At 69.2% G+C, this 25,262-nt stretch carries 23 protein-coding genes; 15 read left to right on the top strand and 8 right to left on the bottom strand.

The annotated features are described in order from the left end of the window. The first annotated feature begins 20 nt into the window (after positions 1 to 20). Genes VFZ09_RS21160 through VFZ09_RS21150 form a run of 3 tightly spaced genes read left to right on the top strand, consistent with a single transcriptional unit; the run spans position 21 to position 5,180 of the window. Positions 21 to 2,234 (top strand): type VI secretion system Vgr family protein, encoded by a 2,214-nt coding sequence (locus VFZ09_RS21160; RefSeq protein ID WP_329729440.1) that lies wholly within the window; start codon positions 21 to 23, stop codon positions 2,232 to 2,234. A gap of 4 nt (positions 2,235 to 2,238) precedes the next feature. Continuing rightward, positions 2,239 to 4,641, top strand: coding sequence for a type VI secretion system Vgr family protein (locus VFZ09_RS21155; protein ID WP_329729439.1), 2,403 nt, complete (start codon positions 2,239 to 2,241; stop codon positions 4,639 to 4,641). Positions 4,642 to 4,658: 17 nt separating this feature from the next. Beyond that, positions 4,659 to 5,180, top strand: coding sequence for a DUF6484 domain-containing protein (locus VFZ09_RS21150; RefSeq protein WP_329729438.1), 522 nt, complete (start codon positions 4,659 to 4,661; stop codon positions 5,178 to 5,180). Here VFZ09_RS21150 and VFZ09_RS21145 read toward each other — a convergent pair. The 3 genes from VFZ09_RS21145 to VFZ09_RS21135 are packed head-to-tail and all read right to left on the bottom strand — an operon-like array spanning position 5,173 to position 7,786. Then, on the bottom strand, positions 5,173 to 5,721 hold the full coding sequence (locus VFZ09_RS21145) for a GDYXXLXY domain-containing protein (RefSeq protein WP_414640725.1): 549 nt from the start codon (positions 5,719 to 5,721) through the stop codon (positions 5,173 to 5,175). The genes VFZ09_RS21150 and VFZ09_RS21145 overlap by 8 nt on opposite strands. Further along, complete coding sequence (locus tag VFZ09_RS21140) at positions 5,718 to 6,791, bottom strand: DUF4401 domain-containing protein (protein ID WP_329729436.1); 1,074 nt, start codon at positions 6,789 to 6,791, stop codon at positions 5,718 to 5,720. Before VFZ09_RS21140 ends, VFZ09_RS21145 begins: the two co-directional genes overlap by 4 nt. A 2-nt stretch (positions 6,792 to 6,793) precedes the next feature. Beyond that, a complete protein-coding gene (locus tag VFZ09_RS21135) occupies positions 6,794 to 7,786 on the bottom strand; it encodes a DUF2157 domain-containing protein (protein WP_329729435.1) in 993 nt (330 codons plus the stop codon). Between the two features lie 49 nt (positions 7,787 to 7,835). On the opposite strand from VFZ09_RS21135, the gene VFZ09_RS21130 reads away from it, so the two are divergent. Then, positions 7,836 to 8,639 (top strand): DNA alkylation repair protein, encoded by an 804-nt coding sequence (locus tag VFZ09_RS21130; protein ID WP_329729434.1) that lies wholly within the window; start codon positions 7,836 to 7,838, stop codon positions 8,637 to 8,639. Here the strand turns inward: VFZ09_RS21130 and VFZ09_RS21125 are convergent. From VFZ09_RS21125 to VFZ09_RS21115, 3 genes are all read right to left on the bottom strand, one after another. After that, positions 8,628 to 9,413, bottom strand: a complete 786-nt coding sequence (locus tag VFZ09_RS21125) for a nucleotidyltransferase domain-containing protein (protein WP_329729433.1) — start codon at positions 9,411 to 9,413, stop codon at positions 8,628 to 8,630. The two genes, VFZ09_RS21130 and VFZ09_RS21125, sit on opposite strands and share 12 nt — an antisense overlap. Beyond that, a complete protein-coding gene (locus tag VFZ09_RS21120; RefSeq protein ID WP_329729432.1) occupies positions 9,410 to 10,714 on the bottom strand; it encodes a DNA polymerase beta superfamily protein in 1,305 nt (434 codons plus the stop codon). Before VFZ09_RS21120 ends, VFZ09_RS21125 begins: the two co-directional genes overlap by 4 nt. A 72-nt stretch (positions 10,715 to 10,786) precedes the next feature. Further along, a complete protein-coding gene (locus VFZ09_RS21115; protein WP_329729431.1) occupies positions 10,787 to 11,218 on the bottom strand; it encodes a hypothetical protein in 432 nt (143 codons plus the stop codon). A 245-nt stretch (positions 11,219 to 11,463) separates the two neighbouring features. On the opposite strand from VFZ09_RS21115, the gene VFZ09_RS21110 reads away from it, so the two are divergent. Next, positions 11,464 to 13,125, top strand: a complete 1,662-nt coding sequence (locus VFZ09_RS21110) for a hypothetical protein (RefSeq protein WP_329729430.1) — start codon at positions 11,464 to 11,466, stop codon at positions 13,123 to 13,125. An 11-nt stretch (positions 13,126 to 13,136) separates the two neighbouring features. Continuing rightward, positions 13,137 to 13,766, top strand: a complete 630-nt coding sequence (locus VFZ09_RS21105; RefSeq protein ID WP_329729429.1) for a hypothetical protein — start codon at positions 13,137 to 13,139, stop codon at positions 13,764 to 13,766. Here VFZ09_RS21105 and VFZ09_RS21100 read toward each other — a convergent pair. Both VFZ09_RS21100 and VFZ09_RS21095 read right to left on the bottom strand, forming a co-directional pair. After that, positions 13,760 to 14,800, bottom strand: coding sequence for a retroviral-like aspartic protease family protein (locus VFZ09_RS21100; RefSeq protein ID WP_329729428.1), 1,041 nt, complete (start codon positions 14,798 to 14,800; stop codon positions 13,760 to 13,762). The genes VFZ09_RS21105 and VFZ09_RS21100 overlap by 7 nt on opposite strands. A gap of 89 nt (positions 14,801 to 14,889) precedes the next feature. Further along, positions 14,890 to 15,693 (bottom strand): alpha/beta hydrolase, encoded by an 804-nt coding sequence (locus tag VFZ09_RS21095; RefSeq protein WP_329729427.1) that lies wholly within the window; start codon positions 15,691 to 15,693, stop codon positions 14,890 to 14,892. 245 nt (positions 15,694 to 15,938) lie between these two features. Here VFZ09_RS21095 and VFZ09_RS21090 point away from each other — a divergent pair, with 245 nt between their 5' ends. From VFZ09_RS21090 to VFZ09_RS21050, 9 genes are read left to right on the top strand one after another with little or no spacing between them, the layout of a single operon-like run. Next, positions 15,939 to 16,928: a MoxR family ATPase gene (locus VFZ09_RS21090; protein WP_329729426.1), complete on the top strand. Its 990-nt coding sequence runs from the start codon at positions 15,939 to 15,941 to the stop codon at positions 16,926 to 16,928. A gap of 30 nt (positions 16,929 to 16,958) precedes the next feature. After that, complete coding sequence (locus tag VFZ09_RS21085; RefSeq protein ID WP_329729425.1) at positions 16,959 to 17,840, top strand: DUF58 domain-containing protein; 882 nt, start codon at positions 16,959 to 16,961, stop codon at positions 17,838 to 17,840. Further along, complete coding sequence (locus tag VFZ09_RS21080) at positions 17,837 to 18,853, top strand: hypothetical protein (RefSeq protein ID WP_329729424.1); 1,017 nt, start codon at positions 17,837 to 17,839, stop codon at positions 18,851 to 18,853. Before VFZ09_RS21085 ends, VFZ09_RS21080 begins: the two co-directional genes overlap by 4 nt. Then, positions 18,828 to 19,838, top strand: coding sequence for a VWA domain-containing protein (locus VFZ09_RS21075; protein WP_329729423.1), 1,011 nt, complete (start codon positions 18,828 to 18,830; stop codon positions 19,836 to 19,838). The genes VFZ09_RS21080 and VFZ09_RS21075 overlap by 26 nt, the downstream gene beginning before the upstream one ends. A gap of 35 nt (positions 19,839 to 19,873) precedes the next feature. Continuing rightward, entirely contained in the window at positions 19,874 to 20,923 is a 1,050-nt protein-coding gene (locus VFZ09_RS21070; protein WP_329729483.1) for a VWA domain-containing protein, read from the top strand. A gap of 11 nt (positions 20,924 to 20,934) precedes the next feature. After that, entirely contained in the window at positions 20,935 to 21,930 is a 996-nt protein-coding gene (locus VFZ09_RS21065) for a tetratricopeptide repeat protein (protein WP_329729482.1), read from the top strand. Then, complete coding sequence (locus VFZ09_RS21060; protein WP_329729422.1) at positions 21,914 to 23,806, top strand: BatD family protein; 1,893 nt, start codon at positions 21,914 to 21,916, stop codon at positions 23,804 to 23,806. The genes VFZ09_RS21065 and VFZ09_RS21060 overlap by 17 nt, the downstream gene beginning before the upstream one ends. Next, entirely contained in the window at positions 23,803 to 24,552 is a 750-nt protein-coding gene (locus VFZ09_RS21055) for an SH3 domain-containing protein (protein WP_329729421.1), read from the top strand. Before VFZ09_RS21060 ends, VFZ09_RS21055 begins: the two co-directional genes overlap by 4 nt. Beyond that, the gene (locus tag VFZ09_RS21050) at positions 24,549 to 25,244 is read left to right on the top strand and encodes an ABC transporter ATP-binding protein (protein ID WP_329729420.1); all 696 of its coding nucleotides are present in this window, start codon (positions 24,549 to 24,551) and stop codon (positions 25,242 to 25,244) included. The genes VFZ09_RS21055 and VFZ09_RS21050 overlap by 4 nt, the downstream gene beginning before the upstream one ends. The last annotated feature ends 18 nt before the right edge of the window (positions 25,245 to 25,262 follow it).

Raw genomic sequence — 25,262 nt, 5'->3', positions numbered from 1 at the left:
AGGCTGAGTTTGATTTCCAGGTGGGCCCACATGCTCTGGGCGAGTTGGCCGTCATTGGCTTCGAGGCCGATGAGGCCATTTCCCAGCCCTATACGCTGGAAGCTCTCCTCGCCGCCCCGTCGGACGTGTCCGTGGATGAGCGCGCCCTCCTGGGGCAGAACGCGCTGCTGGCCGTACACCTCGGCGAGGACGGGGAGCGCTACTTCCATGGCGTCGTTTCACGTGTCACCCGCTGGGAGGCGGGCGCCTCCGAGGAGCGCCTGCGCTACCGCATCACCGTCGTGCCCCGCTGGTGGACGCTCAAGCACACCCGCAACAGCCGCATCTTCCAGGAGAAGACCGTCCCCGAGATCGTCCACGAGGTGCTCGGCGATGCCTTCGTGGAGCACCGGCTGGAGTTGAACGGCTCCTACGCCACGCGCACCTACTGCGTGCAGTACCGCGAGTCCGACTTCGACTTCGTCTCCCGCCTGCTCGAGGAAGAGGGCATCTTCTACTACTTCGAGCACACCGAGGACGCTCACACCCTGGTGCTCGCGGATACCTCGCTCGGCTGCCCCGCGATGCCCGGTGAGGCGCGGCTCGTCTTCCGCAACACCACCCAGATGGTGGCCGACAGCGAGTACGTGCACGAGTTCTCCTCGCAGCTCCAGGTGCAGCCCGGCGCCGTGGCCCTCCGCGACTACAACTTCGTCCGCCCCACCCAGGACCTCACCGCCACCAGCACCGACGCCGAGGCCGAGTCCTCTCTCGAGGTCTACGACTACCCGGGCTGCTACGAGGCGCCCGGCGTCGGCAAGACGCTCGCCAAGGTTCGCCTGGAGGAGCTGCGGGCCCGGGTGGAGCTCGCCTCCGGTGCCAGCAATTGCCGTCGTCTGCGCACCGGCCACACGCTCGAGCTGGACGAGCACCCGGTGGACTCCTTCAACCGGGGCTACCTTGTCCTCTCCGCCCGTCACGAGGGCCGCCAGCCCGAGGTGCTCCTCTTCGAGGGCCAGTCCGAGGGCCGCCGGGAGAGCTATCGCAATACCTTCACCTGCCTCCCCGCCAAGGTTCCCTACCGTCCGGCGCGCACCACCCCGCGTCCCCTCATCCCTGGCGCCCAGACGGCCATCGTCGTGGGGCCCTCGGGCGAGGAGATCCACACCGACGAGCACGGCCGCGTCAAGGTGCAGTTCCACTGGGACCGCGAGGGCGGCCGGGACGACAAGAGTTCCTGCTGGATTCGCGTGAGCCAGTCCTGGGCCGGTCCCGGCTGGGGCGCCCTCTATCTGCCTCGCATCGGTCACGAGGTGGTGGTCGAGTTCCTCGAGGGAGACCCGGACCGGCCCCTCGTCACCGGCAGCGTCTACAACGGCGAGAATCCCCCGCCCATCTCCCTGCCGGACGACAAGACCCGGAGCACCCTGCGCTCCAGCTCCAGTCCTGGCGGCAATGGCTCCAACGAGCTGCGTTTCGAGGACGCCGCCGGCCAGGAGCAGGTCTACTTCCACGCCCAGAAGGACCTGGACATCGTCGTCGAGAACGACAAGACCCAGCAGGTGGGCGGCAACGAGACGCTGCTCGTCAAGAAGGACCGCAGCCGCACCATCGAGGGCAACCAGTCCCTGGAGGTGAAGAAGAACGACGACAGTGTCATCGGCGGCAACCAGTCGCTCCGGGTGGACAAGGATCGCTCGACGTCCGTGGGCGGCAACCACACCGAGACGGTCGCGGGCAACCAGTCCGTCAGCGTGGGCGGCAACCAGAGCGTCACGGTGAGCATGGCCTCCCTCGAGACGGTGGGGTTGGGGAAGATGCTCAACGTTGGCGGTGCCTATTCCGTCAGCGTGGGCGGAGCCCTCAACCAGCTGGTGGGTGGCCTCAAGGCCGAGCAGGTGGGCGGGGCCAAGTCGGAGACCGTCGGCGCCAAGAAGTCCGAGACGGTCCTGGGCTCGCGCAGCCTCCAGGTGGGCGGAGACCTGTCCGAGCAGGTCCAGAAGTCACGCAACCTCAAGGTGGGCAAGGATTTGATGGTGAGCGTGGGGGGCAATCACACCCACGCCGTCAAGGATTCCTATACCCTGTCCGCCAAGGAGATCTCCCTGGTGGCCGAGGAGCAGTTCACCCTCAAGGTCGGTTCCGCCACCCTCCAGGTGAAGAAGAACGGGGATGTGATCATCAAGGGCGCCAAGGTGGAGATCACCGCCAGCGGCGACGTGGTCATCAAGGGCTCGAAGATCGCGGAGAACTGACGCCATGGCATGGACGGACAAGATGGCGTTTGGCCTCCAGGTGGGCGGCCTCGCCCCGGAGGACGGCGTGGTCACGCAGCTCTCCGGGGTGGAGGGGCTGTCTCGGCCCTTCGAGTTCAACCTGGACCTCTACACCCACGCCGAGGAGCCGCTGGCCCTGGCGGAGCTGATGGGCAAGCCGGCCACGTTGACCTTCCAGCACGCGGGCGAGCCGGTGCGCTACGTGAATGGCCAGGTGCATCGCGCCCAGGCCCTGGGCCTGCAAGGGGGTCGGCTCCGCTACCGCCTGCGGGTGGTGCCCGCGCTCGAGCGGCTCAAGCACGTGCGGCGCAGCCGCATCTTCCAGCACAAGGCCGTCCCGGACATCGTCAAGCAGGTGCTCAACGAGGGACAGGTGGAGCACCGCCTCGTCCTGTCCGGCAGCTATGCGCCTCGCGAGTACTGCGTGCAGTACCGGGAGTCGGACTTCGACTTCATCTCCCGGCTGTTGGAGGAGGAGGGCATCTTCTACTTCTTCACGCACTCGGAGGACGCGCACGAGCTGCTGCTGGGCGACAGCTCCGGGGCGTACCTGGAGATGGCGGGCGGCTCGCTGCTGCCGTTCCGCGAGGAGGATGGCCGCGTGTCGGACGCGGAGCACGCCTCGGCCCTGGCCCAGGTGCACCGGTTGCGCCCCGGCAAGGTCATGTTGCGCGACTTCGATTTCAAGAAGCCCGCGCTCGACCTGTCGGCCCGGCCTTCCAAGACGGGTGACTTCGACGCGCTCGAGCTCTACGACTTTCCCGCCAGCTATGTGGAGCCCTCGGAGGGCAAGCGGCTCGGCAAGGTGCGGCTGGAGGAGCAGCTCCAATCCGAGCGGACCCAGTCGGGTATCAGTGTCAGCCCGCGGTTGTGCCCCGGTCATTTCTTCGAGCTGGACGCGGTCGCGGGAGGCAAGCTGCTGGTGGTGGAGATCCAGCACGTGGGCCACCAGCCCGAGGTGCACTCGCGGCACGAGGCGCTGGGGCAGGGGCGCTACCGGAACGAGTTCCGCTGCATGCCCTCGGACGTGCCCTTCCGGCCGCGCCGGAGCACGCCCCGCCCGGTCATCTCCGGCATCCAGACCGCCACCGTGACGGGGATTCCCGGCGAGGAGATCCACCCCGACGAGCACGGCCGCATCAAGGTGCAGTTCCACTGGGACCGTGAGGGCGGGAAGGACGACAAGAGCTCTTGTTGGATCCGCCCGGGCCAGGTCTGGGGCGGCCCGGCCTGGGGTGGGCTCTTCCTGCCACGGGTGGGGCAGGAGGTCGTCATCCGGTTCTTCGAGGGCGACCCGGATCGGCCCCTCATCACGGGGGCCGTCTACAACGGGCAGAACCCCACCCCCTACTCGCTGCCGGACGAGAAGACGCGCTCCACCCTGCGTACCTCCTCCAGTCCCAACAGCGATGGTTTCAACGAGCTGCGCTTCGAGGATGCCGCGGGCGAGGAGCAGGTCTTCTTCCACGCCCAGAAGGACGATGACCTGCACACCCGGAACGACAAGACGCAGGAGATCCGGGCCAACGAGGCGCTGCTCGTGAAGAAGGATCGCCAGCGCACCATCGAGGGCAACCAGACGCTGAGCGTCCTTCAGGAGGACACGGGCCTCGTGGAGGCAAGCCAGACGCTGAAGGTCACGGGCAACCGGACCACCGGCATCCGCGGGAGCCATGACGAGGAGGTGGAGGGCAACCAGTCGGTGGCGGTGAGCGGCATGCAGAACGTCTTCGTGGTGCAGACCGCCGACACCTCCGTGTCCCTGGCGGCGGCGCTGAACGTGGGGGCCGCCTACTCCATCAACGTCGCCTTGATGAAGAGCGAGTCGGTGGAGGGGGACAAGTCCATCCAGGTGGGCGGCGCCAGCTTCGAGTACGTCGCGGGCGTCCGTCAGGAGAGCGTGGCCGAGGATCGCTCCACCAAGGTGGGCAGTGATTTCGAGTCCCAGGTCAAGGGCTCGGCGTCGCTGGCGGCCGGCAAGGACCAGAAGGACGACGTCGGGGCCAAGGCGCACACCGAGGTCGGGAAGGCCGCCGCCTCGATGGCCAAGGCCTTTCAATTCAAGGCGGACAAGTTCTCGCTCATCGTCGGCGGCAACCTCATCGTCAGCATGGAGAAGTCCGGCGCCGTCAAGTGGTTCGCGAAGTCGCTGACCATCGACGGCTCGAACATCAAGGTGAAGGGCGGTAAGGTGAAGATGCTGGGAGCGGGTTCGCTCAGCAGCAAGTCCGTCTCCAAGCTGGAACTTCCGGATGTGCAACCGGTCGAGCACAAGGATCCGCCCGACATCGACCTGTCCTCGGCCCAGTCCGAGCTCCAGTCCCTGTCGGCGCAGCCCCTGGCCAGCTCGCCCGGCCGCACGAAGGCCAGCGACTCCAGCAAGTGAGCTGGGAGGTAGAAGGAATGAGCATGAATTCTGGCAAGAAGGCCCCGCTGTCCGCGCACGACCCCGCCCCCCAGGAGCCCATCGTCGGCAGCCGGGTGGGGTGGGTGGTGGGGGTTGATCCGGGACGCGGGGTGCTCGTGGACTACGAGGGCAATACGGCGGGTCCGCTGCCGGCCCTGTCCACCGTGCCGCTCGATGCGAAGAGCCTGGACCAGGCGGTCGCCTCGCGGCAGCGGGCCGTGCTCCTGTTCGAGAACGGGAGCCCCACGCGCCCCCTGCTGGTGGGGCTGGTGCAGACCACGAGCAGCACGCCGTTGATCGACGAGCTCCTGGAGGCCCGTGTCCCACGCGAGCAGGTGGAGGCCCGGGTGGACGGCAAGCGCGTGGTCATCGAGGGGCAGGACGAGATCGTCCTGTCGTGTGGCAAGGCGAGCATCACCCTGCGGCGCAACGGCAAGGTGATCATCAAGGGCGTGCAGCTCGAGTCGAGCGCGGCCGGAGTCAACCGCATCAAGGGCGGCTCCGTGCAGATCAATTGACCCGGGCGGGTGCGTCTCCTGTGTCGCGGCCGAGCGGCTGGCGCTCGGCGTTTCGCAGGCCCACGAGCACGCTGGTGCCATCGCCAGTCACGCGGAGCTCGCCGTACTTCGCCCCCGCGTAGCGGTCCGCGTGTCCTTCCTGGAAGAAGAAGGACTCCGCGCCCAGGCGCACGCGGCCCTGGCGCACCTTGTAGCGCAGCAGGAACTCCCCCGGGGCCAGAGGCGTGCCGGGCGTGTCGTGACGGACGAAGCGCCCCACGCCGTTCTCGTCGAGCCGGAGCACGAGGCGCCCTTCCTTCGGGCCCGAGTCCGTGCTGGAGCTCGCGCCCCAGTCCGTGTCGTTGGACAGCCGGGCCTCGCGGTTGATGGCGTAGTCGAGCACCATGTAATCGCCCTGCATGAGCGAGCGGGGATCCACCGGGGCGAGCTCCAGCAGCACCGGCGTGCCATGGGCCAGCACCTGCTCCTTGCGGACGACCTGCACCACCAGGGCCACCACCACCAGCAGGAGACCACCGAAGATGACGCGGGCGCGCATCAGCGCACCTCCTCGGCCGCGGGGAAGCGGCGCAGGATGAAGAGCCGCAGGCCGAGCAGCACCAGTCCACTGCCCAGCAGCGCGAGCGACTTGGCCAGCAGGCTGAACTGGAGGTCGTAGTAGTAGCCCACGCCGAACACGAGGATGAAGACCACGGCCATGCCGAGCAGCACCACGTTGCGCCGGTGGAAGCCGAGCAGCAGCACGCCGAGGGCCGCGATGACTCCAGGCGTGTGGAGTGTGAGGAGGGCCGTCAGGGCCAGCGAGGCGAAGGCCGTCACACCCGCGGGGCCCCCGGGCTCGGAGTCCGTCTCCTCCAGCACGCGCCAGGCCGAGTACAGCGTCACCACGGCGAGCCCGAGCGTCAGCACCCCGGCGGGCAGCTCCACCGCGCCCTTGCGGAAGAGCTCCCGGTAGAGCTCATGGAACCAGGAGCGCATCACCAGTGAGGACAGCAGCGTGGTGACGAGCCCGAAGGCCGCGGGCGTCACCAGTGCGCTCCAGCGTCCGCTCTGGAGCCTGGCCTGCTTCAGGAAGAGCAGGTGCGCGAGCACGGTGATGCCCACCAGCGTCACATCCGCCAGCACGGCGGGCGCGGTGATTCGCAGCAGGTACAGCAGTGCGAGGCTTCCGAAGAACGTGGACAGGAAGCGCTGGATGAGATCCGGGTAGATGAAGAGGAGCACCGCCTGGATGGCCACCGTGGCGAGGGCCGCGCCCTTCTCGTCCGAGGCGGCTCCCACGCCGCCGATGAAGAGGCCCTGTCCGGCCAGCCCGGTGGACAGCGCGAGCTGGGTGAGGAACACGTTGCTTCCCGCGTGGCGCACGAAGACGGCGCCTCCGGTGAGAATCAAGCCCAGGACGATGGCGCCCACTTCCTCGCCCGCTCCGAGCACGCCCATCGCGATGAAGGCGATCAGGAACCACGAGGCCAGCCATGCGCCGAAGCCGGTGAGGATGCGCACGAACCAGGGCATGCTCGCCGTGGCCTCGGTGCTGGACGTGAGCGCGGCGCGTGCCGGCTCGTGCAATGAGGTGGGCAACACGTCCCGTAGCGAGGGTTTGAACGCCATGGCTATGCCTCCTCCGGACCGCGAGCCTCGGCGCGCAGCCACCAGACCGTGAGCCCCACCTCACCGATGATGAGCAGGGCCAGGAAGAGGAAGACGCCCGCGTCGAAGCTGCTCGCCTTGAACAGGAAGCGGCCGACCAGGGTGGTGACCAATGTCATCGCACTCACCGCGTCCAGCGTGAGGAGGAAGAGCTCGGAGCGCACCTGCCGGTGGAAGACGTACGCCGCCACCATCACCACCAGGAGCAGGCCGAGCCCTACGATGCTCGCGCTGTCACCCTCCCGGGGGACCGCCACCTGGAGCTCCCCCAGGCCGAGCAGCGGCGCCATGGTCATCATCGCCAGCACCCGGGGCATCCACCGGCCCGTCAACCAGGAGATGCCGCGCGCCGCGAGTGCTTCGTGCGCCCCCCAGGCCACGCCGTTCACCAGTGCGAGCACCAACATGAGCGTGGTGCCCTCGCCATCGGCGACCTGGAACCAGAAGAGGCTCAGCCCGGTGTTCACGAGGAGCAGCAGCAGCAGCCACAGGGGCGCGAAGCGGGCGAGCACCACCCAGGGAAGGATGAGGAGGCTCCACCCGAGGAACAGCTCATAGGGGTCCGCGCCTGTCTGGTACGCCTGCCCGTAGACGGCGAGCAGCGGACCCACGAGCACCGCGGCGAAGAGCAGGGCGAACTGTCCCGCGAGGGTCTCGCCCAGGCGCCAGGCGGCGATGCAGGCCCCGAGGATGGCGGCCAGCAGCAGCCCCATCTTTCCGAAGCGGTGCAGTGCCGCCCAGTTGTAGGCGAAGAAGTAGATGACGCCGGAGAGCACCAGCAGCGAGCCGAAGCCCAGCAGCACGGCGGACAGGAAGCGCCTCCAGGCGGCCCGCTGCGGAGTGGCGACGGCGAGCCGCAGGGCATGCTCGAAGCCCTGGGGAGTCAAAACACCGGCATCGGCGAGCGTGCGGAGGCGCTCGGGCGTGGCGGCGAGGTCTAGCAGGTCATGGGACACGGCGGAGGACGCTAGCCTTCCGGGCCGCGTCCCCGCCAGACTCCCGGCCGTGAATACTCCCTCCGCCAAGAGCATCCGGGACGAGCTGGCGCGGGCGGCCGACCCCGAGAAGGCCGCCTTCTACCCGAGGTTCTTCAAGACAGGCCCGGGCGAGTACGCCGAAGGAGACGTGTTCCTCGGTGTGACCGTGCCGGAGCAGCGGAGGATCGCCCGGCGTCACAAGGACCTTCCCCTGGAGCAATTGGGAGCGCTGTTGCGGAGCGAGGTCCACGAGCACCGGCTCACGGGTTTCCTCATCCTCGTGACGCAGTTCGAGCGAGCGGACGAGGCTGGACGCCACCGGCTCTTCGAGTTCTGCCGGGAGCACCTGGCGGGGCTGAACAACTGGGATCTGGTGGACACGGTGGCACCGCGGGTCCTGGGCGCGTACCTGCTCGAGCACCCGGAGCTCACGCCGTGGCTCTACGAGCTGGCGCGCTCACCGGTGCTCAGGGAGCGGCGCATCGCCATCATGTCGACCCAGGCCTTCATCCGTGCGGGAGAATTCAAGGACACGCTGAAGCTGGCGGAGTTGCTGCTCCACGACGAGCACGACCTCATCCACAAGGCGGTGGGATGGATGCTGCGCGAGGTCGGAAACAGGGACCTGGCGAGCGAGGAGGCCTTCCTCGACCGCCATGCGCGGGAGATGCCGAGGACCCTGCTGCGCTATGCCATCGAGAAGTTCCCCAAGGCGAAGCGCGAGCATTACCTGAACCTGAAACCCACTCCGTCAACATCCCCTCGCCCTCCGGGAGAGGGACGGGGTGAGGGTGCCCGTCCCCGTCCTCCCCGCCGTGCATCAGAACCGTGAGCGCCGGAGCTCGAGCAACCACGCCTCCAGCGCCTCGGTGCCCTGGGGCTCCTCCGGAAGCACGGAGCGCTCGCAGGCGGAGTCGAGCCGCTCGAAGGCCCGCTCCACCTGGCCGCGCCAGTGCTCGGACAGGGCCTCGGGCAGCTCGCTGCGCTCGCCCCGCCGCTTCCAGGCGACGAGCTCACCCGCCTCGCTGAAGCCATAGCGGTCCATCAGCGCGGTGAGGTCCGCCTCCACCTTTCCCGTGAGCAGCGCGTGGGTGCCGGTGAGCGCCGTGCGCAGCACGTAGAGGAGCTTCTTGGTGGAGCGGAAGCCCGTCTTCTCCCACTCGCGCAACTGGCCGTGGGCGAAGCCGCGGTAGTGCCGGTGCAGCCGCCGGGACAGCACGCCGCGCACCAGCGGACGCACGGCCTCCAGCTCGGGCGAGCCGCGCAGCGTATGCGCTCCGAGCAGCCGCTCCAGGTAGTTGCCGTTTCCCTGGAGGACACCGAACAGCACCGGGCCAAGCTCGTTGGACGAGTAGTCCACCTCGACACCGTCGATGACCTCCAGGCGCTCGGCGGACGCCCCGGGGCCGCGCTGCTCCAGGCGGAGCAGGTGGGCGGTGGGGGTGACGTGGATGCACTTGAGGTCCAGGTCACTGTCGGGCGACGGGAAGCCATACGCGTGCGCGCCCGAGAGGGACACGACGAGGTGCCACCGCCGGGTGGACTCCTCGTCGAGCACGGCGTTGGCCACCCGGGCCTGGTGCTCCGTCATCAGCGTGTGGGTCATGACTCCTCCTCCTTCCATTCGACGGCCGGAGGCGCGGGGGCATCACGGCCGAGCGGCCCGGGCTCCTTCATCACCCAGCGCCGTGCGAGTTCCTCGCCCACGCGGCGCAGCAGACGGTCCGCGCGCCCGTAGTCCGGGAGCTGCGGCAGCTTGCTGGTGCGGTGGGCCTCTTCCAACTCCGGGGCGAGGGCCTCGGCGTCCCGCAGCACCTCCTCCAGCGGGACACGTCCGGCCTTGATGTCCAACATGCGTGCCTTGTAGGTGCCGGTGACTTCGAAGGTGGGCACCCCCTCCCGCAGCCATCCGGTGGCGAGCACCACCAGCCGCAGCAGGTTGTAGGCGTTCTTCGGCCGCAGCTCGCGAGCGCTGGGAGGCCGCTGACCGCCTCCGCGTGCATAGCGGGTGAGGGCGGCGAAGTCGTTGGCCTCGATGAGGCCCTGGTCCCACAGCGAGCGGTAGAGCTGCTTGAGGTATGTCTTCGCCGCGAGCAGCGCGTCCTCGGGCGAGGGCGCGGAGCGTGGGGAGATGGCCGCGAGCCGCCGGGCCACTTCGTCCAGGTTGGGCGCGGGCTCCTCGCACAGCCACTCGAGCACCAGATCCCGGTGCTCGGCGAGCCGCTGGCTGCGGGTGAGCTTGTCGAGCTGGCTCATGGCGTACCGGCCGAAGCTGCCGAAGATGGCCTTGGACACGAAGGCCTCGCGCTCGGCGAGCAGCCACTGCCCCAGCTCGTCCGAGGCGCGGGCGCTGGGGACGAAGAGCATCTCCAGGGTGTTGGGGTCGGCGCGGAGGGCCTGCTCCACCGCCTTGGAGAGCTCCCAGAAGGTATGGCTGCCATCGGCGCTGACGAGATCTCTCGCCTTGTCGGCGAGGCCGAAGTGCCAGGGCAGGGGCAGGCCGAAGACGCCGCGCATGTCGACGTCGGAGGCCTCGTTGGCGAGGCCCCAGGCCTGCGAGCCCACCACGGTCTCCAGCACCACGCAGGGGCGCAGGGCGTCCCAGGTGGCGGCGCGCCGGAGCGCGAACTGGAGCTGGCCCGGCTTGCGAGGCACCAGCTCGTCCCGGGCGTACCAGAGCTCGCCTACGCCGACGATCTGCACGTCGAAGCCGCCGCCCCGGGCACGCACCACGCGGCCCACCACGCCCTGGGGGATCTGCCGGTCACCGGCCACGCGCTCCACGCGCGTCGTGACTTCGGTGCCGTGGGGGAGGGGGACGGACAGCTTGTCCACCTGCTCGTAGCCACGGGGACGGGCGGTGCCCTCGGTACGGTCCTGCTCGGGAGTCTTGGATCCGCGGGTCATGGGCGCCTCCGGGTGGGGAGTACAGGGTTCCCATGGACGTTACTGGCGCGGACTCCTGACTCCAATCCGGACTCAGAACGTCGCGAGCGACAGCACCGGGCTGGGGCGTGCCACCGCCTGCCGGGCGAACTTCACCATCTCGGAGAGGAATTCACGCAGGTCCTCTGGAGAGTGATTCTCCTCGTCGATCCGTTCCACCCAGGCGTTGACGAGGCCGGGCACGCTCTCGTCCTTCACCCGGGCGAGTGCCTGGATGAAGGACTCCACCACGCGCGCGATGATGAGCCCGTCCTCCTCCCGGAAGATGAGTGGATCTTCCAGGGTGCGCTCGTCCGTGATGTCTTCCGTCCCCCGGAGGGCGGCGGAGAGCGCCATCAGCTCCATCTCGATGAGCGGAAGCTCGAGATACGTCCAGTCCTCCGGGGCGTGCTCCTCGGTGGTGACGATCGACTCGATCGCCTCCGCCTCGTCTTCCTTCGCGATGAACCAGGTCGTGACTTGCATGAAGGCGCTCCGATGCTGTTGCCGGGTGCGGACCCTACCACGGCATGACCTGGGAAGTAGATAATCCAACCCTTCCGTCGGAAGACAGTGGCAACGTCACCTTCCCTTGACGCGCACGCCTCCCGCCAACCTCTTGCGTCTTCCACCCTTCTCCCTACCCAAGGGCTTGACGTCCGCGCTCGGGCTTCCGTGTACTCCCGGAAACAATCCGCGCCAGCCCCCAGGGTTGGCGGAAGAGGTGCGGTATGCTCCCCGGTCTGAAGAGTTCTCACCTGGCAGGCCCGCTGCCGCACCGCTGCTGGGTGCTGCCCGTCCTCTTGCTCCTCGGGGCGTGTACCACGAGCCACCCGCCGGGCGGCACGCTGACGGGCAGCGGGCGCCCCTTATCGCTCACGCCCCCGCCGGCGCCCATGCAGGAGTCCTTCGCGGATTCAGGTGCTGGCCTGGAGGGCGCGGTGGAGTACGAGGTGGTGGTGCTGCAGCCGGGAGGTGGTGGCCCCCGACGGCCGGTGGCGGTGCCCAGGGCGGACTTCCTGCGCGCGGTGCGGGAGAACGCCCGGCGGACACAGCTCAACGGCAAGAGCCCCCGCGAGGCCGCGCTCGAGTGGCTGAAGGACCAGGTGGAGCAGCACCCGGAATGGGCGCAGGGGAGTGGGACATGGGTGGCCGAGGTGTACAAGGGCCGCGTGCTGTCGCTGGTGCCGGTGGACGAGGACAGCCACCTGACGACGGAGGCGAACGAGGCCCTGCGCCGCCACTACCTGGAGTGGTGCGCCCGGGGCCAGGGCGGGGGCGACTGCTTGCGCCTGCTGGACGACGCTCCCTACCTGAAGGCGGATGACCGGCGCACGCTGGCGCTCGCCCTGTCCTTCGGCTCGGTGCTGGAGGAGACGAAGGCGGCACTGGGGCGGGAGTTGGACCCGCAGGTGCTGGTGGCTTCGTGCATGTGGACACTCGGGGCGTACCTGGCCCTCTGGCTGGTGCCCGAGCCGACCACCAAGCTGTTGGCCGCTGGGCTGTCCGTCGTGCTGGTCGCGTGGCTGGGGGTGGACACGCTCTGGGGGCTGATGGACGGCTGGGCGGCCATGGCCATGAGGGCGCACGAGGCCACCACCTTCGAGGAGTTGCGCGAGGCGGGTGAGGGCTTCGCCCGGGTGCTGGGCACGGACGCGGCGCGGGCGATGATTCTGGCGGTGGGGGCGTTGACGGGGCGCACGGTGGCGGAGGTGGCGGCGCGGGTGCGCGCGCTACCAGGCTATAGCGTGGCCAACGCGCGGTGGCAGGCGCAGGGTGGGGCGGCGGTGCTGGGACGGGTGGAAGTCATGGTGGCCGCGGAGGGGGTACTGGCCCGGGCGGTGGCGGCGGTGGAGACGGTGGCGGCCACGCCGCACGGCCCCCTGGCGGTGGTGATGCTCAAGAAGGGCAGGGGCGGCGGGGCGTCCTCCGGGGGCGGCTCCTCGGGCATCGTCGCCATCCGCCACCGGGGCGGCAACCTGCAGGTCATTCTGCCCAATGGCCAGAGGTGGCACTTGCCTCCTGGCAAGTCCATCCACGACATCCCCGCCGAGGACGAGGTGGGTGACATGCTCCAGAAGGCTGTGACCGAGGCGGCCCGGCTCTGGGGGCCACACAGGCTCACTCCGGCAGAAGAAAGGGCCATCGACCAGGCCCTCAAAGAAGGCAAGTACTGGCTGGCGCACTTGTTGGAGCGCGAGGCCCGGGGCCGCTTCGTACACGAAACGGTGAAGGCCCAGTTTCGAGGGCGCCTGCAGTTCAACCAGCAAGGAGCCGACGTGATTGACCTGAGCAACAACCGACAGTACGAGATTCTCTCCGGGACGGCGTCGAACCTGGCGCGGCATGGCCGGCGCATGGCGGGCGAGTTCTTCCGGATGCTCACCTTCTGAAAGGGGCGGCCATGGGGTGGCTCACCAGCGTTCTCATCGAGAACAAAGCCGTTGAAAACGAGCGGCTGGAACTGACGGACAAGAACTCGCTCTACTTCCTTGGACCCAACCTGACGCTACGCAACTGCACCGTTGTCCTGAATGTCTCCGCCAGGAACCTCATCATCATCGGGGCACGTTTCACCGACTGCACCTTCGAGGTGAAGCAGGAGTTGAAGAACCACCAGCAATGGATCAAGGCCTCTCTCAAGGGCTGCCGCTTCAAAGGGCGCTTGTCTGGGTGTGAGTTCGGATACTGGCCCGAGTACGGGACGGAACCGGAGTACCAACTGGGTTCCATCGAGGACTGCGACTTCACTGAAGCCCGTCTGGATGGTTGCCGCTTCCACGGTTGTGACCCTCATACCCTGCGGTTTCCCAAATGGCCGAGCTTCACCATCTTGGACCCCATTGGCCACAGCCATGAGCTGAACAGTGTCAAGTGGCCAGGCTCCAGCAATATCCTCGTGAAGAACTTCTATAAATGGCCGCCCTCCACCGTGGCATTGGCCGACCATGCTCCTACCGTTGCCAGGCAGTTCGGTACCACCCCGGAAGAGCTCAAAGCCGTCATCGAGCAATTCGATTTCATCGTTCACTGACGCGTGCGGCTGCTCGAGGTTCGCGAGCGCTTGTGCTCCGAGAGCTCCAGCCGGCCCGCCTGCGCATCGAGCCTCATCTCGAAGCGTGCCAGGAAACCGAGCCCCAGCAGTCCATCCACGTCCGGAGGCAGCGTGGACATGACGGCCACCTCGACGTTCTCGGCCTGGGCTCCCTGGAGCGCGATGCTCGGGACCCGGACCACCGGAGCCTGGATGAGGCCCTGGGCCGTGCGAAACGAGAGCTTCCGGGCGCCCTCGAGCTTCAATCCGAGCCGGTCCGCGAACGCCTGAGACACGGCCACCGTGTTCGCTCCGGTGTCCAGGATGAACCGGCCGCGCGTCTTGCCATTGACCAGCGGCTCCACCCACATGGTGCCCGTCTTGCTGACCGCCACCACCGCCTTGCCCTTCCCGGACTCGCACCCCATGGCGGCCAACTGGGCGATCCGCTTCGTCACCTCGGGCCGTCCGACGGACTCGATGCTGGATTGCTGATGCTCCAGCATCACGAGGTGGCCGTCACACGGCCGGTCCAGCCGCTCGTAGGCAGTGGCCAGCTGGTTGGCCACCTGGAACTGCTCTGGCTGGAGGCGGAAGGCCTGCTGGAAATCGCCCAGGGCCTGCTCGGACTGCTCACGGGACTGGTGGGCCAGGGCTCGCCACACCCAATACCCGGCATTGCCCGGCGCGCTGTCGATGAGCTCCGTGGCATCCTGGATGGCGAGGTCGAACTCACTGAGCTGCATGTGCGCCGAGTAGCTGATGGACCGGAGCTGGGGGAACTTCCCGCACCGCGCGCTGAAGCCGTCGGCGAACTGGATGCTTCCGCGCCAGTCCCCGGCGGAGAACACGGCCTGGATGTACTGCACCGCTTTCGTTCGGTCGCAGGGCTCCTTCTCGAGCGCACTCCGCAGTTGCGCGACCAGCCCGCGCTTGGGCCCGTAGTCGAACGTGGGCTCCGTCTTCGCCTGCTCGCAACCCCATAGACAGACACTGCTCATCAGGACAACGCGGACGCGGGTAGACAATGGCATGGGGCGGGGCTTCTATCACGAGCCCCTTGACGGAGTTCAATCCGCTCGTGACGGGCCGATGGGTCAGACGTTGTATCTGGATTCGCAGGTCAGTGTATTTGGACGCGGAAGTCAGCTGGTTGCTCCAGGTGCGGGCTGTGTCCTGCGGGCACCCGCACGAGCCGCGCATCGGGCATGACCTTCGCCGCGGCCTCGGCCAGTGACACGGGCAGCACCGTGTCGTGCTCGCCCCAGTAGAGCAGGGTGGGTTGCTTCACCTCGCCCAGCCGCTCGTAACGGTGGAACACGCCGCCCGTGAAGGGCACCAGCGTGTTGAAGGCCCGCGTGGCCTCGGGTCTCCCCCCGGGCACCGTCATCAGCTCGTACCCCAATGCCGCCAGCCTCCGGTTCAACGGCGTGTCCGGCAGCGGCGCGATGCGGCCGAAGAGCCTCGGCCCCAGCACCCGCGCCATCCGCTCCGGGCCCACCCGGAAGAACAGCCGCGCGTCCCGCGCCATCTCCGGGCCCAGCCCCATCGCGTCCACCAGCACCAGCCGCTCCACCGGCACCCGCCCCCGCAGCGCCAGCTCCAGCGCCACCAGCCCTCCCAGCGAGTGCCCCACCAGCGTCATCGGCCCCGGCGCCAGCGTGGCCAGCACCTCCTCCACCGGCTCGACGAAGAAGCGCAGTCCGTCCTCCGCCGTCTCCAGGGGCCCTTGGGACACCGACGAGCACCCGAATCCCGGCAGATCCACCGCCAGTACCCGGTGCTCCCGGGCCAGCTCACCCAGGAGCGGGAACCACATGCTCGCCGCGTTCCCCCGGCCATGGAGCAACACCACCGCCCGGCCCGCTCCCCCCTCCAACAGCCGCAGCCCTCCACCCCCTCGCAGGGGGCACTCCCGGGAGGCCACCCCGGGGGCCAGCTCCCCCAGCAGCTCCGCCTCGACCGGCCCTGGGACGCGGGGGAGGACCCCTCCAGAAGGTTGGCGTTCTTCGCCCCGATGTGGTTTGGGGTACTCCCGAGGGTCGTTCCTGGAGGGTTCCGGGGACATGGGCCCCTGAAATTACTGGAATGTCGGGCGTGATGGGGTGTTGAGCGGCGTACCTACACCTCCTAGGCTGCCCGCCTCCTCCAGGGACAGTCGAGACGGCACATATGAACACGGACATCCGGGCGCTCACCGAGCGCGTCCAGCAGGAGAGCAGCTTCGTCGAGCTCCTCAACCAGGAGGTCGGCAAGGTCATCGTCGGCCAGCGCTACATGCTGGAGCGCATCCTCATCGGCCTCTTGTGCAACGGCCACGTCCTCCTCGAGGGCGTGCCCGGCCTCGCCAAGACGCTCACGGTGCGCACCATCGCCGACAGCATCAGCGCCTCCTTCATGCGCATCCAGTTCACCCCGGATCTGCTGCCCGCGGACGTGGTGGGCACGATGATCTACAACCAGCAGGCGGCCAACTTCACCGTCCGCAAGGGCCCCGTCTTCGCCAACGTCCTGCTGGCCGACGAAATCAACCGCGCCCCCGCCAAGGTGCAGTCCGCCCTCCTCGAGGCCATGCAGGAGCGCCAGGTCACCATCGGTGACACGTCCTTCCCGCTGCCCTCGCCCTTCCTCGTGCTCGCCACCCAGAACCCCATCGAGCAGGAGGGCACCTACCCCCTGCCCGAGGCGCAGGTGGACCGCTTCATGCTCAAGGTGAAGGTGGGCTACCCCACCCGCGAGGAGGAGAAGGTCATCATGGACCGCATGGCCGGCGGCAAGCCCCCGTCCGCCCAGAAGGTCATCGACCTGCAGCACCTCGTGCGCGCCCGCGAGCTCGTCACTCAAATCTACATGGACGAGAAGGTGAAGGACTACATCCTCAACGTGGTCTTCGCCACGCGCGAGCCGGGCCGCTACGGCCTCAAGGACCAGGCCGACTACATCCAGTTCGGCGCCAGCCCGCGCGCCACCATCGCGCTCACCCAGGCCTCGCGCGCCCACGCCTTCCTGCGCCACCGCGGCTTCGTCACGCCCGAGGACGTCAAGGCCGTGGCCTTCGATGTGCTCCGCCACCGCATCGCCCTCACCTACGAGGCCGAGGCCGAGGAGCTCACCACCGAGAAGCTCATCCAGCGCGTGTTCGATCGCGTCGAGGTCCCGTAACCCCACCCGGGACAGCCCAGGGGGCGCGCCGTGCTCGCCAAGGACATCATCCGCCGCATCCGCAAGCTGGAGATCCGCACCCGCAAGGTGGTGTCGGACATGCTCGCGGGCCAGTACCACTCGGTCTTCAAGGGCCGGGGCATGGCCTTCTCCGAGGTGCGGCAGTACCAGCCCGGTGACGAAATCCGCATCATCGACTGGAACGTCACCGCCCGCATGAACGAGGCCTACGTCAAGGTCTTCACCGAGGAGCGCGAGCTCACGGTGATGCTCCTGGTGGACGTGTCCGCCTCCAAGGAGTTCGGCTCGCGCGAGCGCTCCAAGTCGGAGGTGGCCGCCGAGGTGGCCGCTCAAATCGCCTTCAGCGCCATCGCCAACAACGACCGCGTGGGCCTCATCCTCTTCTCGGACCAGGTGGAGAAGGTGGTGCCGCCGCGCAAGGGCCGCACGCACGTCATGCGCCTGGTGAGCGACATCCTCACCTTCCAGCCCAAGGGGAAGGGGACGGACCTCGCCGCCGGCCTCACCTACCTCAGCCGCCTGGCGCGCCGGAAGACGGTGACGTTCCTCATCTCGGACTTCCTCGCGGATGGGTACGAGCCGCCGCTGCGCCTGGTGGGCCGCAAGCACGACCTCGTCCCCGTGGTCATCGAGGATCCGCTGGAGCAGGAGTTCCCCCGGCTGGGTCTCGTGGAGATGGAGGACCCCGAGACGGGCGAGCGCTTCATCGTGGACACGAGCGACCCGCTCGTCCGCGGCCGCTTCGCCCGGGCCATGCAGGCGCAACGCGAGGAGCGGCGCAGGCTCTTCAAGAAGCTGGAGCTGGACCACGTGGAACTGAGCACCGGCGATGATCACGGCATGGCCCTGGTGCGCTTCTTCCGCGCCCGCTCCCGGAGGATGGCGGCATGAGGTGGCTGGCTCTCGGTGCTTTCCTCCTCGTCTCGCCGGCCCTGGCCCAGGAGCCGGCACCCGCTCCGTCCCAGCAGGCGCTCGCGAAGCTGCCGGCCGTGGAGCCCGAGGGATTCCAGGCCCGCGTGCAGCCGGAGCAGGTGCTGCTCGGCGAGCCCTTCGTCTACGAGCTGGTCATCACCCACCCGGCGGACCAGCGCTACGAGCTGGAGCTGCCGCCGGACCTGGGTGACTTCGAGCTGCTGTCCCAGGCGCGCACGCCTCCGGAGACGGGCAAGGAGCCCGCCGTCACCACCTTCCGGTTGAAGCTGTCCGCCTTCAACCTCGGCATGCTCACGCTGCCCGAGCTGCCCTTCCTCGTGACCACGCCGGAGGGCCCCAAGCGCTACATGGCGCCGGGCCGCACCCTCGAGGTGGCCGGCACGCTGCCCGAGGACGCCCAGGCGGAGGGCGCGGACCTCAAGGACATCCAGCCGCCCACCGAGGTGGCCGTCCGCTCCCTCACGCTCGTGTGGGCGCTGCTGGGGCTGCTGGCCGCCATCGCCGTGGGCATGGTGGCGTGGCGGCTCTTCCAGAAGTACCGCAACCGCCCCCTGGCCGAGGTCAAGCCGCTGCTGCCCCTGGACGTGCGCACCCGCCAGGCGCTGGAGGGGCTCAAGGCCGAGAACCTGCCCGCCCAGGGCCGGGTGAAGGACTTCTACTTCCGGCTGTCGGAGATCATCCGTGGCTACCTGGGCGAGCGCTACGGCTTCGACGCCCTGGAGTGCACCAGCTCGGAGCTGATGGTGGAGCTGCGGCGCAAGCAGCCCCTCCAGTTCCCCGAGGACGGACTGATGCGCTTCGTCTCCGAGTCCGACCTGGTCAAATACGCCCGCGCCGAGTCGTCGCCGGAGTCGTGCCGCGAGGCGCTCGCCTTCGGCTACGAGCTGCTGGACAAGACCTGGCCCCCTCTCGTGCCGCCTCTCCCCGAGGCCGCTCCCGTGTCCCATGCCTCCGGTCCCCGCGTTTCATAACCCCGAGTTGCTGTGGGGATTGCTGCTCATCCCGGTCCTCCTCGGGTGGGCCTGGCGCGAGCGGCGCTCCCGTGCCGTGCTGCGCTTCTCCGCGGCGCACGTGCTCGCCAGCCACGGCCGCGGCCTGCGCACGTACCTGCTGCCGCTGCTGCCCTTCCTGCGCGTCTTCGCCGTGGCCGCCGCCGTCGTCGCGCTCGCCCGGCCCCAGTCCCGCGACGCGCGCGTGCGGGACTCCAGCGTCGAGGGCATCGACATCGTCGTCGCGCTCGACCTGTCCACCTCCATGGAGGCCGGCGACTTCCGCCCGCAGAACCGCCTCCACGTGGCCAAGGAGGTGCTCGCCGAGTTCATCGGCAATCGCGTCAATGACCGCATCGGCCTGGTGGTGTTCGCCGGCGCGGCCTACACGCAGTCCCCGCTGACGCTCGACTACGGCGTGCTCAAGGAGGTGCTGCGCCAGCTGCGCACCCGCGTGCTCGAGGACGGCACCGCGATTGGTGACGCGCTCGCCACCGCGCTCAACCGCCTGCGCGACTCGGAGGCCAAGAGCCGCGTGGTGGTGCTCATCACCGACGGCGACAACAACTCCGGCAAGATTTCGCCGCTGGACTCGGCCAACATGGCGAAGTCGCTGAACATCCCCATCTACACCATCCTCGTGGGCAAGGGCGGCAAGGTGCCCTTCCCCCAGGGCACGGACCTGTTCGGCAACACCGTCTGGCGTGAGACGGAGATTCCCATCAACCCCGAGCTGCTCCAGGACATCGCCGACCAGACGGGCGGCGAGTACTACCGCGCCACGGATCCGGAGGGCCTCAAGCTGGGCCTCCAGAAGGTGCTGGACTCGCTGGAGCGCTCCAAGCTGATGGAGGGTGGGGCCACGGCCAACTACCGCGAGGACTACCACCCGTACCTGCTGCTGGCCTTCGGGCTGGCCGCGCTGGAACTGCTCCTGCGCGCCACCTTCCTGAGGGTGTTTCCGTGACGCCCACCTTCCTGACGGACTTCTTCGGGAAGCTGATGGAGCCCCTGCGCTTCCTCTTCCTCGGCTACCAGATGGGCCTGGCGAAGCCCGGCTACCTCGCGCTGTGCGTGGTGGGCGGGCTGGTGGGCACCCTGGCCCTGCTGTCGGCGCTGCGCCGCCGCTCCCGCGTGAGCGCGCTGCTCAACGAGCGGCTCGTGGACAAGCTGGCCCCCGGGACCTCGCGCTGGCGCCCGGCGGTGCAGGGCGGCTTCTACGGCATGGGCCTGCTGCTCTTCGGCCTGGCACTGGCCCAGCCCCAGTGTGGCACCAAGAGCGAGCTGACGAAACGCCGCGGCATCGACGTGGTGGTGGTGCTGGATGCCTCCAAGTCCATGCTCGCGCGGGACGTGCAGCCCAGCCGCCTGGAGCGCGCCCGCCTGGAGCTCACCACGCTGCTGGATGAGCTGAAGGGAGACCGGGTGGGCCTGGTCGCCTTCGCCGGGGATGCCTTCATCCAGTCGCCGCTCACCTCGGACTACTCGGCGGTGAAGCTCTTCCTGCGCGCGGTGGACCCCGAGCAGATGCCCCAGGGCGGCAGCAACATCGGCGATGCGCTGGTGCTGGCGAAGCAGGTGCTGGAGAACGCGGACCGCGGCGCCAAGGAGCGCGTGGTGGTGCTGCTGTCCGACGGCGAGGACCTGGTGGGCGAGGTGGACGAGGCCGTGGCGGCGCTCAAGGCGGCCAACGTCCAGGTGCTCACCGTGGGCGTGGGCTCCGAGCAGGGCGAGCCCATCCCCCTCTACAACCGCCGCGGCGAGTTCGTGGACTACAAGAAGGACAGCAGCGGCGAGACGGTGATCACCCGCCTGGACCGAGCGGGTCTCACCTCCATCGCCGAGGCCACCGGCGGCGCCTTCTATTACCAGCCGCGCGGCGTGGCCATGGCCCAGGTGCTGGAGCGCATCGAGCAGATGCAGAAGAGCGAATTGGAGAGCCGCGTCACCGTTCGGTACGACGAGCGCTTCCAGATGTTCGCCCTGCCGGGGCTCGTGCTGCTGGTGATGGGCATGTTGTTGCTGCCGTCCGCGCGCCGGAGGCCGTCGTGAGCAGGGGAGTCATGGTCATGCGCGTGGGAGTGGGGTTGCTGCTCGCGCTGGGACTGGCGCTGCCGTCCGGCGCGGGGGCCGCGGGGCTCCTGGAGAAGGAGCATCCGCTCATCCAGAAGGGCCGCCAGGCGTACACCGCCGGCCGCTACGACGAGGCGCTCGCGGCCTTCGAGGAGGCCAAGAAGGAGCGTCCGAACGACCCGGCCGTGGAGTTCAACCGGGGCGACGCCCTGATGAAGCTGGGCCGCTACGAGGAAGCGCAGCGGGCCTTCCAGAGCGTGGCGGACACGCAGAACCAGCCGGAGCTGCGCCAGAAGGCCACCTACAACCTGGGCAACGTCCACGCGATGACGGGCAACACCCGCGAGGCGCTCAAGGCCTACCGCCGCGCGCTCACGATGGACCCCTCGGACGCCCAGGCCCGGCACAACTACGAGGTGCTGCTGCGCAACCTGCCTCCGCCCCAGAAGGGCAGCCCGGATGGAGGCTCGGATGGTGGCCAGGACGGCGGGCAGGATGGCGGCCGCCCGGACGCGGGTCCGGATGCGGGTCAGCAGGATGGTGGTACGCCAGCGGACGCGGGCCAGGATGGGGGCAGTGACGGCGGCCAGGATGCCGGCATGGACGGCGGCATGGATGGTGGCCAGCCCGATGGTGGGCAGGGTGACGCGGGCCAGCCGGATGGCGGCCAGGGCGATGCGGGCCAGGGCGACGGTGGCCAGCAGGATGGTGGCGCCGATGGCGGCGAGGATGGCGGCCCGGGTGACGGCGGCGAGGGCGATGGCGGCCAGGGTGATGGCGGCCCGAGCGAAGAGGAAGGCACCGAATCGGACGGTGGCACCGAGGGTGAAATGGACTCGGTGGATGCCGGTGTCAGTCAGGCGGAGATCGATCGCCAGGAGGCCGAGCGCCTGCTGGATGCGATGAAGCAGAACGAGAAGAATCTCCAGCTGTGGCGTTTCCAGCAGAAGAAGAGGCCGAGGAATCCCAATGAGAAGGACTGGTAGCGGCCACGCGGCGCTGGCCGCGCTCGCCCTGTGGCTGGTGGCGATGCCCGCGTGGGCGTCCATCGAGTTCTACCAGACGGTGGATCGCAACGAGGTGGGCACGGAGGACGTGTTCCAGCTCACCGTGGTGGTGGTGGATCCTCCGGACAACGCGCAGGTGCAGTTCCCGTCCCCCGAGGACTTCGAGGTGCTGTCGTCCTCGCAGAGCACCCAGCGCTCCATCGAGATGAGCGGCGGCGGTCCGCCCGTCATCCAGACGGTGCGCAAGCACGTGCTGCTGATGCGCGCCAACCGTCCGGGCACCCTCACCATCCCGCCCGCCGTGCTCACCACGGGCGGCCGCACCCAGCGCACCGAGCCCATCAAGATCACGGCGCGCCGGGGCCATGTCGAGCCGCCTCGCTCCCAGGCCAGCCGCCAGCCGCCGGATCCGTTCCGCAACTTCCCCGCTCCCTTTGGCGGCATGCCGGACCCGTTCGCCGACGAGGAGAACGAGGATCCGAACGACCGGCGCCAGCAGGAGGACGTGCGGATTCCCCGCGGGGACTCGGACCTCTTCCTGCGCGCCACCATCGACAAGAAGCAGGTGTACGTGGGCGAGCAGGTGACGCTGTCGCTCTACATCTACTCGCGCGTGGACCTGTCCAGCGTGGACGCGGTGACCATGCCCAAGCTGGAGGGCTTCTGGAGCGAGGACGTGGAGAGCCCCACGCAGCTCACCGGCGAGCAGCGCGTCGTCAACGGCATTCCCTACCGCACCTACCTGCTGCGCCGCCGCGCGCTCTTCCCGGTGAAGAGCGGCACCCTCGCCGTCACCGCCGCCGAGGCGGACATCACCACCGGCTTCCTCTTCGCCGGCCACCGGGTGCACCGCGTCTCCAACGCGCTGGACGTGGAGGTGAAGCCGCTGCCGCCGGGCGGGCCCAAGGGCATGTCGAGCGCCCAGGTGGGCCAGTGGGACCTGTCGCTCGAGGTGTCCCAGACGCGGGTGGAGCTGGGCCAGCCGGTGACGGTGAAGGTCATCCTCGAGGGCGCGGGCAACGTGAAGAACGTCACCCCGCCCAAGCTGGAGGCGCCCCCCGCGCTCAAGGTGTACGACCCGAGCACCACCGACAAGGTGATACCGGACAAGTGGCGCATCCAGGGCCGCCGGGTGCAGGAGTACCTGGTGATGCCGCAGCGCACGGGCTCCTTCACGCTGCCCGCGCTGGAGTTCCCCTATTTCGACCCGCGGACGGGCCGCTACGAGGTGGCGCGCACGGAGCCGGTGGAGCTGACGGTGGAGCCCGGAGCGGGTGGGGTGTCCTCCGCGCCCGTGGCGCCCTCGTCCCAGCACGTGACGGACGCCGCGGCCGAGCAGAAGAACGTCCTCACCGCGAACGGCCTGCGCCCGCTGCGCTACCAGGCGCGCTTCGAGGAGCCCGCGTCCGCCGTGTGGCAGCGGCCCTTCTTCGTGCCGGCGTTGCTGTCGCCCCTGGGGCTGATGCTGGCGCTGGGCCTGGTGGGGCTGGTGCGCGGACGGATCTCCAACCCGGACGAGGGCAGCCGCAACCGGCAGCGGGCCAAGGCGGCGCGCAAGCGGCTGGCCGAGGCGGAGAAGCTGCGCGAGGGCAGCTCCAGCGCCTTCTACGGCGAGGTGGAGAAGGCCGTGCTGCACTTCCTGGAGGCCCGGCTGCGCGCGCCGGTGGGTGGACTCACGCGCGATGCGCTGGACGCGAAGCTGGCCGAGGCCGGGGTGGATGCCGAGCGCCGCCAGCGCGTGCGCTTCGTGCTGGAGGCCTGTGACGCCGGACGCTTCGCCCCCGGTGCCGAGGCCGCTGCCCGCGAGCGCATCCTGGATGACGCCGCGGCCGTCATGGAGGGTTGGGACAAGTGAGCGCCATCACCGCGATCCTCGTGGCCACGCTGCTGGGACAGGCCTATTACTCGCCCGAGGAGGCCCAGCTCCTCTTCCAGCAGGCCAACGAGTCCTACCTGAAGCAGGACTACGCCGCCGCGCGCGAGGGCTACGAGAAGCTGCTCTCGCGCGGCTTCGGGGGCCCGGACATCCACTACAACCTCGGCACCACGTACCTGTCGCAGGGAGACCTGGGACGCGCGGTGCTCGCCTTCGAGCGCTCGCGCAGGGCCGGCGGTGAGGGGCCCGACCTGGACGCCAACCTGTCGATGGCTCGCGCCCAGCAGCTCGACAAGGTGGTGGGCGCCGCGCCCGAGGAGCCCTTCGTGCAGCGCGTGGTGGCCGCCACGAGCGGCAACCTGGTGGCGTGGCTCTTCCTCGGGACGTGGCTGACGGGCTTCGCCTTCCTGCTGCTCTTCCGCGTGCTGCGCCCGGGGAACCGGGCCTGGGCGGCGGTGGTGGGTGGTCTGCTGCTGGCCGCGTCGGTGCCGTCCGGAGCTTTGCTGGCCGCGCACGTCTGGGTGCACGAGACGCTGCACGAGGCGGTGGTGCTCGCGCCCACGCTGCGCGCCCGGGAGTTCCCCAAGGAGGAGGCCAAGGTGGCCTTCGAGGTGCACCCCGGGTTGAAGGTGCGCGTCATGGAGGAGACGGGCCGCTACGTGCGCATCCGCCTGCCCAATGGCCTGGAGGGCTGGGCCGAGCGCGAGGGTGTGGCGGAGATATGATCGAAGCCGTCGACGTGGCGAAGGTGTACCGGCGCGGGCGCACGGAGGTGCGTGCGCTGGCGGGCGTGTCGCTGACGGTGCCGAAGGGGGAGTTCCTCTCGGTGATGGGGCCGTCGGGCTCGGGGAAGAGCACGCTGCTGAACCTGCTGGGCGCGCTGGACGTGGCGGGCTCGGGGTCGCTGCGCATCGACGGGCGCGAGCTGTCGCGGATGAAGGACGACGAGCTGTCCGCGTTCCGCCGCGAGCGGCTGGGCTTCGTGTTCCAGTTCTTCAACCTGATGCCCACGATGACGGCGCTGGAGAACGTGATGCTGCCGGGTCTGCTGTCGGGCCGGGAGCAGACGGAGCTGCGGCGGCGGGCCGAGGCGCTGCTGGAGACGGTGGGGCTGGGAGGCCGCACGCACCACCGGCCGGACGAGCTGAGCGGTGGAGAGATGCAGCGGGTGGCGGTGGCGAGGGCGCTGCTGATGGAGCCGGCGGTGTTGCTGGCGGACGAGCCCACGGGGAACCTGGACTCGCGCACGGGCGCCGAGGTGCTGCGGATGCTGCGCGAGGCCACGCGGGAGCGGGGGCTGACGGTGGTGATGGTGACGCACGATCTGAAGGCCGCCGAGGTGGGAGACCGCATCGTGCGCCTGGCGGACGGGCTCATCGTCGGTGACGAGCGGGTGGTCCACGAGCAGGCCGCCTGAGCACAGGTTTCCCTCTCC

Source organism: Archangium sp. (genome assembly GCF_036277355.1).
Lineage (GTDB): Bacteria > Myxococcota > Myxococcia > Myxococcales > Myxococcaceae > Archangium.
This window is presented reverse-complemented; position numbering and strand designations above follow the sequence as displayed.